General features: G+C 65.4%; 10 protein-coding genes. 2 read left to right on the forward strand and 8 right to left on the reverse strand.

Going from position 1 to position 13,090, the window contains the following annotated elements:
• The first annotated feature begins 73 nt into the window (after positions 1 to 73).
• A complete protein-coding gene (locus AC1PPK_RS13440) occupies positions 74 to 559 on the forward strand; it encodes a hypothetical protein (RefSeq protein WP_481113561.1) in 486 nt (161 codons plus the stop codon).
• Positions 560 to 601: 42 nt separating this feature from the next.
• Here the strand turns inward: AC1PPK_RS13440 and AC1PPK_RS13445 are convergent, their stop codons facing one another.
• The 3 genes from AC1PPK_RS13445 to AC1PPK_RS13455 all read right to left on the reverse strand — a co-directional run bounded on the left by AC1PPK_RS13445 (position 602) and on the right by AC1PPK_RS13455 (position 5,189).
• Positions 602 to 1,153: a hypothetical protein gene (locus tag AC1PPK_RS13445; RefSeq protein ID WP_481113562.1), complete on the reverse strand. Its 552-nt coding sequence runs from the start codon at positions 1,151 to 1,153 to the stop codon at positions 602 to 604.
• A gap of 90 nt (positions 1,154 to 1,243) precedes the next feature.
• The gene (locus AC1PPK_RS13450; RefSeq protein ID WP_481113563.1) at positions 1,244 to 4,840 is read right to left on the reverse strand and encodes a response regulator; all 3,597 of its coding nucleotides are present in this window, start codon (positions 4,838 to 4,840) and stop codon (positions 1,244 to 1,246) included.
• Entirely contained in the window at positions 4,833 to 5,189 is a 357-nt protein-coding gene (locus tag AC1PPK_RS13455) for a PAS domain-containing protein (RefSeq protein ID WP_481113564.1), read from the reverse strand. Before AC1PPK_RS13455 ends, AC1PPK_RS13450 begins: the two co-directional genes overlap by 8 nt.
• Before the next feature lie 208 nt (positions 5,190 to 5,397).
• On the opposite strand from AC1PPK_RS13455, the gene AC1PPK_RS13460 reads away from it, so the two are divergent.
• The gene (locus AC1PPK_RS13460) at positions 5,398 to 5,682 is read left to right on the forward strand and encodes a type II toxin-antitoxin system HicA family toxin (protein ID WP_481113565.1); all 285 of its coding nucleotides are present in this window, start codon (positions 5,398 to 5,400) and stop codon (positions 5,680 to 5,682) included.
• 30 nt (positions 5,683 to 5,712) lie between these two features.
• Here AC1PPK_RS13460 and AC1PPK_RS13465 read toward each other — a convergent pair whose 3' ends face one another.
• From AC1PPK_RS13465 to AC1PPK_RS13485, 5 genes are all read right to left on the reverse strand, one after another.
• Positions 5,713 to 8,091, reverse strand: a complete 2,379-nt coding sequence (locus AC1PPK_RS13465) for an exo-beta-N-acetylmuramidase NamZ domain-containing protein (protein WP_481113566.1) — start codon at positions 8,089 to 8,091, stop codon at positions 5,713 to 5,715.
• Positions 8,088 to 9,335: a putative glycoside hydrolase gene (locus AC1PPK_RS13470; protein WP_481113567.1), complete on the reverse strand. Its 1,248-nt coding sequence runs from the start codon at positions 9,333 to 9,335 to the stop codon at positions 8,088 to 8,090. Before AC1PPK_RS13470 ends, AC1PPK_RS13465 begins: the two co-directional genes overlap by 4 nt.
• The gene (locus tag AC1PPK_RS13475) at positions 9,332 to 10,084 is read right to left on the reverse strand and encodes a polysaccharide deacetylase family protein (protein WP_481113568.1); all 753 of its coding nucleotides are present in this window, start codon (positions 10,082 to 10,084) and stop codon (positions 9,332 to 9,334) included. Before AC1PPK_RS13475 ends, AC1PPK_RS13470 begins: the two co-directional genes overlap by 4 nt.
• A 258-nt stretch (positions 10,085 to 10,342) precedes the next feature.
• Positions 10,343 to 10,765 carry a transcription regulator gene (locus tag AC1PPK_RS13480; protein WP_481113569.1) on the reverse strand — a complete coding sequence of 141 codons (423 nt, stop codon included), beginning with the start codon at positions 10,763 to 10,765 and terminating at the stop codon, positions 10,343 to 10,345.
• Positions 10,762 to 12,942 (reverse strand): 4Fe-4S binding protein, encoded by a 2,181-nt coding sequence (locus AC1PPK_RS13485; protein ID WP_481113570.1) that lies wholly within the window; start codon positions 12,940 to 12,942, stop codon positions 10,762 to 10,764. Before AC1PPK_RS13485 ends, AC1PPK_RS13480 begins: the two co-directional genes overlap by 4 nt.
• Between the last annotated feature and the right edge of the window lie 148 nt (positions 12,943 to 13,090).

Here is a 13,090-nt window from a genome sequence, read left to right on the forward strand (position 1 = left end):
CATCCAATGGCATCGAATCTGCTTGATGGCGACATGCACGGGGCAAAGCCCCTGTTTTTGTCGCAAATCTTCCATGGAGACCTGCATCGTGCCTACATTGGCCGAGAATACGACACACATCGATCTGGCAATTGCCAAGCCCAAGGGCCTGAGCCTGACGCAACTGGGGGTGCCGCTGCTGGAGGGCACGGTGATCAAGAAGGGCAAGCTGCCCGAGTTCCTGCAGCTGTTCGAGGATGGTACGGCCGGGCGCCGTTACCAGAACATCCGCATCACCGCGGCCAAGGCCCTGGAAGGGGCGGTCGAGACGGCCCGCGTGATCGTGCAGTTTGAAGTCTTCGGTGACGAGAACGTGCCGCTGGCCGACAACAGCGGCTTTGGCGTCACCCTGTGCGCCGCTGGCGAGGCGGTGCTGGAGCTGCCGCAGACCGCGGCCTTCCTGCCTTACGCGGCGTGCTGGTATGAGAACCAGTTCTTTTACGAGGTGCCGCCGGCCTTGTTCGACAGCGTGGACGGGCTGCGCTTCACGCTGAAGGCGGATCAGGTCCGGCCGCTCTGAGCGGCACGGGGGCGGGCCGACGATGAGGCGGCCCGCCGCGGCTTACTGGCGTGGGCCGATGCGCACCGCCAGCGCGTCGGCGCTGGCGCCGATGTCCTGCACGCGCTGGCGCATCAGCGCCAGCATCTCCCATAGCAGTTGTTCCGGCGCCGCTTCGACGACGCCTTCGCCGATCAGCCAGCAGGCCAGCGTGCCTTCGTCGCGCCCCAGGGCCCGGGCGGTTTCCCGCTGCCAGTCGCTGCCGTAGAGCTTGCGGGCGCAGTCGCGGAACAGTTTGCGGGCCTGCTCGTCGGTGATCTGGCCGGGGCTGCCGTCGGGGTCGGCTTCTGGTGCGCAGGGCGTGTCCTGCATCGCTTCGGCCAGGCGGCTGAGTTCCGGCAACACCGAGCGGACCAGCTCCAGCCCGCCCAGCGGCACGATCCAGCAGCGTTGCCGCGCGCTCCAGCGGGTCTTGGGTACCCAGCGCAGCAGGCGTTCTATCGTGTCGGTGTATTCCGCCTTGATGATGATGGCCTCATCCGTGGCATAGACCCATGGGTTGGCCGGCAGGGGATGGCTGCTCAGGCGCGCGAGGGCTTCGTCCTTGCTTAGCATTCTTGTTGCTCCGTTCTCTTGTTCGGGGATGAATCGATCAGGAGCGGATAGCAACGAGAGTGCCAGTGCAGCTGGGAGGCCCGTCGGGCCCTAGTCCGGTGACGGGGCCAGCTGTGCCTGCGGCTGAGCTTGCCGCCATTTCTGCAGGACCTGGTAGAAATCCGTGGGGTTGAAGGGCTTGCTGAGGTAGTCGTCCATGCCTGCGTCCAGGCAACGCTGCCGGTCTTCGGCAAAGGCATTGGCGGTGAGCGCGACGATGGGCGTGTGCCGGTGCAGCTCGGACTTGCGCAGCGCCCGTGCGGCGCTCGGGCCGTCCATGTTGGGCATCTGCATGTCCATCAGGATCAGGTCGTAACGGGTGTCGCGGGCCATGTCCAGGGCGATGAGGCCGTCGTCGGCGACGTCTACGCGGATCCCCACGTCGAGCAGCAGTTCGCGGGTGATCTCCTGGTTCACCAGGTCGTCCTCGACCAGCAGAACGTGCGCGCCGTCGAGGGTGTTGGAGGCGGGCGTTCTCCGGGCCTGTGCTTGTTGCGGCGCCTGCCGCAGTCGGGCGGGGTTGTTGCCAGCCTGGGCGCGGGGGAGGCACAGCGAGAAGGAGAAGCAACTGCCCACGCCCACTACGCTGTCGACCTGCAGCTGTCCGCCCATCAGCTGGATCAGCTGTTGGGTGATCGACAGGCCGAGGCCGGAGCCGCCGTATTTGCGCGTGGTCAACCCATCGGCCTGCTCGAAGGGCGAGAACAGGCGGGGAAGCTGGTCGGCGGCGATGCCAATGCCGCTGTCCTCAACCTTGAAGCCCACCTGCACGTCCGCCGGTGTCTGCGCCTCGATGGCGACGGACAGGCGCACGGCACCGTTTTCGGTGAACTTGATCCCGTTGCCGATCAGGTTGATCAGCACCTGTTGCAGGCGCAGGGGGTCGAAGATCAGTGTCAGCCCGTCGAGCTCCGGCGCGATGGACAGCTCGAAATGCAGGTCCTTTTCTGCGGCCTTGTCGGTGAGCACGTTATCGACGGTATGCAGGACGCTGGCCAGATCGCCGGGCGTGGCGTCGAGGGTCAGGCGTTCGGCCTCGATCCTGGACAGATCGAGGATGTCATTGAGCAGACCCAGCAGATGCTTGGCGGCGCTGGAGATCCGGTCGACCCGGTGGCGCTGCACGGGGCTGAGATTGCTGTGCGCGAGCATGTGCGAGAAGCCGATGATGGCGTTCATCGGCGTGCGGATCTCGTGGCTCATGTTGCTCAGGAAAGTGCTCTTGGCGCGGTTGGCCGTTTCGGCGGCTTCTTTGGCGATGGACAGCGCCGTCGTGCGTTCGGCGACAAGCTCTTCCAGGTGTTCGCGGTGACGGGCCAGTTCGGCGTCGCGCTGTACTTCCTCGGCGATGTCCTCAACGAGGGACCAGATGTAGCGGGCGCCATCGGCACTCTTGATGGTCACGCCGTTGAGCCGGATGGCCGCCAGGCTGCCGTCCTTGCGCCGGTATTCCTTTTCGTAGGGGCCGTAATGGCCGGTGCGTTCGAGGGATTCCAGCTGCTGCATTTCCGCCGCCTGATACTTGGTGGGCGTCAGCTCCCAGTAGTCGATGGTCTTCAGTTCGGATTCCGAGTAGCCGCAGATGCTCCGGAAGGACTCGTTGAACTCGATGAAATGACCGTCCATGTCGGTCAGGGCAATGCCGACCGGCGACATGGCGAAGAGCCCGCGCAGCTTCTCGTCGGTTTCCGCTACGCGCTCCTGGGCTTGGTGCCGTTCGATGGCGGCACCGATCCAGCGGCTGAGGAGCAGCATGAACTCTTCGTCCCGCCCGTCGAACTCGCGGGAGTAGGGCGACGGGGAGCTGAAATTTACCGTTCCGTAGAGGCGGCCGGCCACATAGACGGGCGAGCCGATGTAGGCTTCCAGCTTGAAGCGCGGGTAACAGGGATGTTTGGCGTAGGCCGAGTTGCCCATGTGGGCAATGCTGAGCACACCTTCGCCGCGCGACAGCGTGATCGCGCAGTAGGTGTCGGCATAGGGGAACTCCTGGCCATCCTGCAGCGTATCGGGCGGGGAGACCTGGGAAACCACCTTGTAGAGGTCACCGTCGATCCGGCTGATGATGCCGACGTCGAGCCCGAACTGGGTGACGCCGATGCGCAGCACGGCCCGCAGTTCATCCTCCAGGGCGTCGTAGTGGAGGACGCCCAGTTCGTTGAGGGCCCTCAGGCCGGCCAGCTGTCGCTGTCGCGCCTGGTCGTTGGCACGTTGCTCGTTGATGTCTTCCAGGATCCAGATGCTGTCATGTTCGGAAGGGGCTCCCACCAGCGGCCGGCCGGACAGTCGGATCCACAGGGGAGCGCCGCTGCGATGCCGCATGCGGAGTTCCAGCGTGTGCTGCAGCCCCTTGGCCAGTGCCGGGTAGGATGCATCGCCGAGCGCGGTGTGGTCGCCGTCGTTCAGGTAGAAGCGCCGCGTCGGCTGGTTTTCCATTTCGCTGCGCGTGTAGCCGAAGATCTCGCCCATCTTCCGGTTGGCCCACAGCACCTTGCGGTCCTTGATCAGGGAGATGCCGACGCCCGCGTTGTCGAGAATGTCGGCCAGCTCTTCGTGGCGCACGGTGGCGTTGAGCAGATCGATGTTCATGCGCTGCTCACGCCGCTCGACCTCGATCAGGCTGGTGTGCATGTCGTGGAGTTCGCGTACGAATGTCTTAGGGGCGGGAACGGCCTCGCCGCGCTGCAGTGCGCGCGGTGCTTCGGCGAGCGCCGCAATCTGCCGGGTCAGCGCGCGGGCGAGCCACAGGGCGCCGAGGCCGGCCACGGCGGCACAGCCGATGCCGGCCAGCAGCAGGTTGCGCAGAGGGGTATAGAACGTGGCGTTGAAGGCGTCCACCGGGGCGCCGACGATGACGCGCCAGCCCCAGTCCGACACGTGGGTGACCGAGGTGCTGACCTGTACGCCGTCGAGGGTGGAGCTTTCGAAGATGCCGCGCTTCCCTTGGTTCAAGGCCTGCTGCAGCGTCGTGGAGATCTTCTTGCCGATGAACTCGTCCGGCGCCCGAGAACGGGCCAGCACGAGGCCTTGCTCGTCGACGATGACGCCGGTCCAGTCGCCGGGAAAACGTTGGTCGAACAGCAGCCTGTTGAAGGACTCGGCCGAGAGATTCATGCGCAGGCCGTAAGCCGGCTGGCCCTGCACGACGACCGGTACGCCCAGGGCGGTTTCGAAGCGACCGGAGGCTGGGTTCCGCAGTGCGCCGGACACGACCGGCCGGCCGGTCGAGAAGACGCGCTTCATGTCGCCTTGATCTTCCACCGGCTGCATCATCCGGCTGCCGAGGGGCTCGGACGTGGAGAACAGGGTCTGGCCGTCCGCAGCGAACAGGGTGATCGACACGGCATCCGGGTTCAGGTCCATCACCCGCCGCGCGTGTTCGTAGATGCCCTTCAGGTCCCGGTTTTGCGCGGAGGCGGAGGTGGCGATGCCGTTGAGTTGCCCGAGCGCCATCTTGAGGCGCTCGTTGGCGGCGCTGGCGGCGGCCTCGGTGCGCTGCTGCAGCCCGACCTCCATGGCAGTGCGGCGGGCGGAATTGATCTCGGAAATCGTGTAGGCAGAGAACAGGAAGAAGGGGATCACGCCGAGGGAGGCCAGCACGAGCAGCCAGGCCCGCATGCCGAGGCGGGGAAAGTGAAGTCTAGACATGATTGTCGATGCGGAATGCGAGCCCCTGGCGTTCGGCATTGAGTGGGACCTGCCCGTTCTTGCAGGCGATCTCGGCGGCGAGCAGCAGAGCCCGATCGTCCGGATGCACGCGGGCGCAGAAGGCTTCCGGATTGACGTAGCGCTCGTCCTTGGGAAAGCCGCGAATCTCGAAAACCTTGTCCGACCAGAACCACTTGTCGCTGGCGGACTCCCATCGATAGAGGCCGATGTTGGAGACGCGCAGGGCTTTTTCGTACCAGTTGCTGAGTTGCTGCAGGCGTGCCAGCTCGGCGCTGGATGCTGTCGTCTGGGCGATGGGCTCGGGTTGGAGGTCGGTTGAGGCATGCATGGTCTGTTGTCGGTTCTTGCTGGGCTGACCAGACTTTGTATTATCACCATGTTGGCAGTGACTATTGTCATTTACATCACGGCTTTCGTTATGTTTGCGGAGATTGGTGCCCGTTATCTGCCGCAGGGTGTGTCGCCTTTGCCACAGCCCTGCCATCGCCGCGTCGATGGTGCAAGAATGCGGTTGTAGACAACGGGAGGAGCAGGCCATGAGTCACAAGCATCGGAACGTGCTGGAAGCGATCTTTCGTGATCCGCTCAGCAGCAACATTCAGTGGCGTGAAGTGGAGTCCCTGTTGAATCACCTGGGGGCGGCGGTCGAGCCGAATCACGGCGCACGCTTCCGCATCGTGCTGAACCGGCACGAGTTCTTCATCCATCACCCGCACCACGGCAACGAGTTCACCAAACAGGAGGTCAAGCACCTGCGCGAGGCACTGGCCGGCGCGGGGGTCACGCTATCGGCTTACGAGGAACTGGAGCGCAAGACCTGATTCCCTGATTCGATCTTTTTTTGGGGCGGCTTACTCGTAGAGCAGGAAGGCCGCCCGTCGGACGAGATAGGACGATAGTGCGTCCTGCCCGGCGGCGGCGATGGCCGACGGTGGCGTGCCGGCACGGATCGCATCGAGGCTGGCGCGGTTGCCCAGGTTGCCGAGGATCCTGTCCAGCGTGAAGTGGCTGGGGTAGAGGCGGTACAGGCTCGCCGCGAGGGCGATGCCGAGGGTTGGTGTGTTGATGGCGTCCCGGTCGTCGATGATGACGCGCACGCCCTGGCAGGTTTCGTCGGTGTAAGGGCCCGCCACCGGTTGAAAGCGGGTGGCCCTGAAGTGCGCGCCGGCCAGCTGCAAGGTATTCAGTTCGGCCGCCAGTTGCGGGCCGTCGATCCACGGGGCGCCGATTACCTCGAAAGGCATTGGTGTGCCGCGGCCGACGGAAACTTCGGCGCCCTCGACGATGCCGACCCCGGGATAGAGCAGTGTGGCGGTGAGGTTCGTCAGGTTCGGCGACGGCGGCAGCCAGGGCAGGCCGGTGTCGTCGTACCACATGTCGCGGCGGTAGCCCTGCATGGGGACGACTTGCAGTTGCACATCGACCTTGGCCTCGGCCTGGAACAGGCGGGCGAATTCGCCGAGGGTCAGGCCGTGGCGGACTGGTAGTGGCCAGTAGCCGGTGAAGCCCCGTCGATCCGCGTCGAGCAGCGGGCCCTGCACCCGGTCGGCGCGCAGCGGGTTGGGGCGGTCCAGCAGGATGACACGCAGGCCTTGGGTGGCCGCCGCTTCCATCAGGTAGGCGAGGGTGCTGGCGTAGGTGTAGAAGCGGGTGCCGGCGTCCTGCAGGTCCACCACGACGGCGTCGAGCCCGTCGAGCATGGCTGCTGTCGGCCGTCGGTCCTTGCCGTACAGGCTGCGTACCGGCAGGCCGCTGAGGCTGTCGCTGTCGTCGCCGATACGTCCCTCCTGGTTGGCAGCGAGCCCGTGCTCGGGGCTGAACAGGGTGACGAGCGTGACGCCCGGCGCATGGGCCAGCACGTCGATATCACGCCGGCCGGCTGCATCCACACCGCTGCGGTTGGTGAGCAGGCCGATGCGCAGGCCGCGCAGGGGGGCGAAGGCGTCCGCTTCCAGCACATCGATGCCTGTTTTTACCGTTTGTGGGACGGCTTTCGGTATGTAGGGCGCCACGCGTTCGGACAGCTCGGGGTAGGTCGCCGCGATGCGTTCGGCCGGCAGCGCCGGCAGGGCCGACGCGACGGCGTCGACGATGCGGGCCCGCAAGGGTGCGGCATCGCCACCGCCGTTGGGATGCAGGCGATTGCTGAGGATCACGATATAGACGCCGGACAGGGGATCGATCCACAGCCCGGTGCCGGTGTAGCCCAGGTGGTTGATGGCACCGAAAGGCGGCAGTGCCGCCCGATTGGCGGCGAGCGGCGCCTGTGGCTGCCAGCCCAGGCTGCGTGGCGGGGCGGCCGGATAGGTCTGGGGCAGGAAGATCTGGCGGATCGAGGCTGGCTTCAGCAGGGCGGGGTTGTTGTGGAGCACGGCGCGGGCAAAGCGCGCCAGATCGTCGGTGTTGCCGAACAGCCCGGCATTGCCGGCCACGCCACCGAGGCGGGCTGCGAGGGGGTCGTGTACGACGCCGCGGCGCGGGCCGCCGCCGTTCCAGGTGGTCGGTGCGATGCGCGGCAGCTGTGCGGCCGGTGGCAGGAAGCCGGTGTCCTGCATGTCCAGCGGTTGGAACAGCCGGCGCCGGCTGTATTCGTCGAGGGGCAGGCCGGACACCCGCCGGACGAGTTCGCCGAGCACGATGAAATTGAGGTCGCTGTACAGCGGGTCGCCGCCGGCGCGCCGCTGAGGCTTGATAGACGCGATGCGGCGCAGCACTTCGCCGGGTGGGGTGCCCGGGCGCACGTCCATGCCGGCCGGCAGCCCTGAGGTGTGGGCCAGTAGCTGGCGGACCGTGATCGCGTCTTTGCCCTGGGCGGCGAAGGGGGGCCAATAGCGGGCCACCGGCGTGTCGAGGGCAAGCAGTCCTTGTTCTACGAGTTGCAGAACGGCCGGGGTGGTGGCAACGGCCTTGGTCAGCGAGGCCAGGTCGAAGATTGTGTCGACGGTCATCGGTTCGGGCGCCGGCACCAAGGCACGTTGTCCAAAGGCGCGCCGGTAGACGACTGCATCGCCTTCACCAATCAGTACGACCGCGCCTGGGACATGTCCGGCAGCGATTTCCGCCTCGACGATGGGGGCGATGGCGACGTCGAGACGAGTGTTGTCGAGTTGGCCAGCGACGCCATGGAATGACAGGAGCAGGACGAGCAGCAGCCACAGCCGTCCGAGGTCGTCGCCTCTTTGCGGGCATTGCCGGTTCCGTTGGGCGTCGGGATGCAGGTCGGCGTTCATTTCTTGCCGAGTCCATCCGCCGTGTAGGCGTTGCGCGGGTTCCACAGCATCCAGCCGTTGGTGCCGATCTTCTCGGCGGCTTCGATCTGGCTGCGGATCTCCGGGCCGCCGAAGGCGCGGTGGTCGAAGGCGTAGTCGCGGAAACCCTGGATCCACGGGCGCAGGCGCAGCGGTGAGATGCCGCTGCGCTCCAAGCCATGTTTGAGGGTGAGGAAGACGATCTCGTTCGGGTTGGCCACCGGGTTGGTATAGCCCGGAATGCCGAATTTGAAGCCGGAGGGGTAGAGCATGGGAGCAAGGTAGTCGAGGCGGTTTGCCAGCACGTCGAGCTTCTGGCCGATGAAGGTGTCGTTGGTGTTCCAGAACACGTAGCCGAAGATATCGGCGCTGAGGAAGACGTTGTACGGGAGCAGGCGGCTGCGCGCCGTTGTCAGGAAGTTGGAGATCGCGGCGACGCGGTTTTCCTCGGTGTTGGCGACGGAGAAGGCGAGGCCTGGCGAATCGGGGAAGCGCACGTAATCGAACTGGATCTCGTCGAAGCCGAGTCGTGCCGCTTCCACGGCCAGGTCGAGACTGTAATTCCATGCCTCCTGTCGGGAGGGATCGATCCACGCTAGCGCCTCCCGGTCATGGAAGAGGGCTCCGGCGGTCGTTTTGACGGCCCATTCGGGGTGGGCATTGGCCAGTGGGGCATCCTTGAAGACCACGATGCGGGCGATCAGGTAGATGTTCTTCGCCTTCAGCCGGGCAATCAGCTTGCCCATGTCTCCAACTGTGGTGATCTTCCGTGCGCCGATACTCTCTGCCATGGCGACAGTCGTGGGATAGGGCACGCCGCCCAGGTCGCCTTTCACGTCGATGACCAGTGCGTTGAGTTCGGTGTGTTCGATGAGTTCGAGCGCGGCTTCGCGCAGGCCCTGATGGCCGATGCCCCAGAAGGACAGGTACAGCGCCTTCGGGCGGATGGCCGTCAGACGCATCGTCGGTGCAGACTCTCCGTCGGGGGGCATGACCGCCGCGCGGCGGTAGCCGATGGCACGGGCGGCAACGGTCGCACAGCTGCCGGGAAAGGCGTAGTGGCCATCGGCGCCGGTGGTCAGCACGTCCTTCCCGCGGGTGACCAGTGCGCCGGCCAGAGAGGTGCCGCTGACCGCATCGACGATCTGGCCCGTGCAGCCCTGGACTGCCGTGGCGACGAGCAGCAGCGCAAGGAAGACCAGTGCGTACTTGGCGAATGGCGTCATGGCTTCGCTCCTGTGGCAGGCAATTCCCCCGCCTGCAGGCTGTGGATCAGGCCGCTGACGCCTCGCTCGTCGACGATCAGGTAACGGGGCAGAGCGAAGGGGGAATCGCGGGGCGTGGCGTGACGTTCGCCGAGGGCGAAGGCCGCACGATAGCCGACGGTTTTCGCGGCCGCCTCCAGTTCGGTGTCGTGAATGCCGAAGGGCCAGGCGAGGTAGTCGGCGTCGACGCCGAGCCGGCGCCGCAGCACCTGACGGGGCTTTTCGAGCTGGTTGCGGACGAACTGCCGGTAGGCGCCGGTGTCCAGGCGTCGCCGCTCGATGCGGAAGTCCGGGTGCCAGTATGTGTGCGACTGGATGCTTACGCTTCCGGTGGCAAGCAGTTCCTGTAGCTGGGCCCAGTTCATCGCGTAGCTGGCATTGGAGATGGCCGATGGGTAGATGAACAGAGTCACCGGCAGGTGCTCGCGGCGGATGATCGGCAGCAGGTCGCTGTAAACCGTGCGGTGTCCGTCGTCGACGGTGATGGCGACCGCCCCGGCTGGCAGGGGCACACGGCCGGCGAGGCCATCAACAACGGTGGTGAGGGGGACGATGGTGTAGCCGGCGCGATGAAGTTCCGCCAACTGGGCTACGAAGACTTCAGTGCGGGTCGTCATGCTGTCGGCCACCTGCGGGCCGAAGCGGTGATAGACGAGGATGGCCGCGGATGGTGTGGCCTGACTGAGGCTGGAGGTGATGAGGGCGAGCATCACGCCTATCGCCTGAACTATCAGGCGGATGATCGGGAAAGACGTGCTTGCGCGACCAGCCATCTCACGCATCGCAGCTTCCTTCGGCGCTGCCGTGATGCTTCGGTTTCCTAAGGTGGATGGACGGCGGCGATCCGACTGGCGGTGGCCACCGTCCGCTTCGATTCATGCGCTGCGACGCATGCCTCCTGTTTCACCATAGCCCTTGCGGGGCGCGGGGCACAGGAGGATTACCGCCGCCGTGACGAACGGCACGGACTAGACGATCAGCACACCCGCCGTCTTCAGAGCGATGAACAGCACGGCGCCGATCAGCAGGTTCTTGAAGCTCACGTAGCAGATCATGTCCATCGCCGTCGCACGGCGGTACAGGCGGCCCCACCAGGGGCCTTCCTTCACGTAGGGCTTGGCGTCGAGGCGGACCAGTACCTCGAAGACGCTCCAGCCGAACCACCAGCCGATGATGGCGCCGGCCTCCAGGCGGCCGAGGGCGGCCATCACCCAGGCCAGCGTGGCGGCGATGGCCAGCGCAAAGCCAGCGCCCTGGATCGCCTTGCGGGCCGGCTGGCCCTTGCCGGCCCACGGCCACAGGTGGTCGCGGATTTCGGCGACGAGCCAGGCGAGGCCGTGGGCTTCGCCGTAGGCGGGCTGGCGCAGTTCGTTGCGGTCGGCGATGGTCATGCCGCGGCTCCTTCCTTCTTTGGTTCGACCGGCACTTGATGGATGGGGATGAAGTAGCCCTTACCGTTGATCGGCGTGAGTGGCTGGCCGGCCTTGGTGCGGCGTTTGCGTTCCTGGGCCAGCGGCGGGCAGGCGTGGTCGTCGTAGTAGAGCACCATGCAGTCCAGGCACAGCATGCATTCACGCTGGTCGATGTTGCCCTTGGCGTCGATGGCCTGGGAGCCGCAACCCTTGGCGCAGGCCTTGCAGGAGGAGCACTCGTCCTTGCGCTTGAGGCCGAACCAGCGGAAGGTAGTCGGCATGGCCAGGGAGGCGCCGAGGGGGCACAGGTACTTGCAGAACGGCCGCTCGATGAAGATCGACAGGCCCAGCAGGCCGGCCGCGAACAGGCTGTAGGGCCAGCTGCGGTTGGTGATGCCGACCAGGAAGGTGGTCTTGAAGGGCTCCACCTCGGCGAGCTTTTCAGCCAGACCCATGCTGAAGAAGGACACTGCCAACAGGCCGAAGAAGACCACGTACTTCACCCACTTGAGCTTGTCGTGCAGCGGCTTGGGCAGCTGGAACTGGAAGCGCTTGAGGCCGACCAGCCGGCCGAGGCGGAACAGCAGTTCCGACAGGGAGCCGAAGGGGCACAGCCAGCCGCAGAAGAAGCCGCGTCCCCAGATGAAGGTGGTGGCGATGATGAAGACCCAGAACACGAAGATCAGCGGGTCGGACAGGAACAGCTCCCACTTCCACTGGAACAGCAGGCTGTGGAACCAGGTGAGCACTTGCGTGATGGACGGTTGGGCCATCGCCGAGAAGCCGACGAAGCCGATGGAGATCACCCAGCCGGTGTACTTGAAGGCATTGACCGGCCAGCGGCGCTGGCGGTTGGCACGCCGCACCAGCTTGTCGCGGCTGGCGTAGGCAGCGGAGATGGCAAGCAGGAAGACGACGAAGCCGGCGATCTCGGCGGCACGTTCCTTCCACACCTTCAGCCAGGTCGGGTCGGGTTTGACCACCACTGGGCGGCCGCCTTCCAGATACTTGTCGGCCAGCCAGTATTCCTTGTCGAAGTTGGCAAAGGTCTTGGCGGCGGTCTCCTTGTCGATCTTGTTGCCGAGGAAAACGAGTTTCCACGGGTAGGCAGCGGAGAAACCTTTGCCACGGATGATGAAGATCGCCGATTCGCTGAAGGCCGGCGCGCCGGCGGCGGCGACGCTCCACAGGTTGACGTAATCGAGGTCGCGGAAGGTGAAGCTGTCCTTGTCCTGACGTACCTGCACGCGGTCGTAGATGCCGCCGCGCACGAAGCCGGAGCCCTTGAAGGAGTCCATGCCCGCCGGCTTGATGATGAATATGGCGTGCTCGCCTTCCTTCAGGCGGCTCATCAGGCTGGCGTAGCCGTCCTTGCCGAGGATGGCCTGGCCGAGGGTGGGTTGGTTGAGGTAGCCGAACCATAGGTCCATGTAGGGGCCATCGCCCTTCAAGCCGACCTCCTCGGGTTTGACGGTAAGGCGCTGGACGCTGCCATCCTCGACGAGTTCCGCCCAGCTCGGGATCGTCGTGGCAGGCGGAAACTTGGCCTGCGGGCGGATCACGGGCTTGAGGATGCCGACCTGTTTGGCGACCGTGGTGCCGGAGGTCATCATTACCTGGTTCTGCGAGATGACGGTGACGGTGGCGCCGGTGATCGCATCCAGCCCGATGATGTTCTCGTCGGGGCGCGACTTGCCGATCTCGATGTTGTCGCCGACGAACTTGCCCAGATACTGGTTGTTGAACTTGATCAGCGAGGATTCGGGAATGCCGAGCAGCAGGATCGGCTCGGAGTGCTTGAGGATTTTCACGCCGACAAACTTGCCGGTGGTGTCCATGCCGATCAGCGTCACCACCGGCTTGCCGGAGTAAGCCGGGGTGTCGGTGATGTCGGTGGACAGCATCACGTAGCCGAGGAGCTTCTTCTGGCCGCCGTCGTCCTTGTAGGCTTCGACGAAGGGTGGTTGGCCTTTGCGTTCCGAGAAGCTGGTGGCGCCGGGCATGACCTCCGAGCACGGTGCGTAGTCGCACATCTTCGGCGACGTGCCCAGTTCGGGGGGGAGCTTGACCTCGTAGGTGTTGGCATGGGCCGCGCTGGCGACGACGAGTCCGGCCAGGGCGGGGAGAAAGCGGCGCAGGGCGCGCAGGGCGAACATCGGTGACTCCGATCGATCAGGATGTCGGCAAATTGTGAGGATCTGTGGCGGGAGGCGCCTTAAGCTGGGTCAATTTGCCGCAGAGCCTTGTCCGGCGCGACCTTGCATGCCGATTGCAGGAGCAAAAAAAAGGGAGACGCGGACGTCT

Source organism: Zoogloea sp. JDB1 (assembly GCF_056724025.1).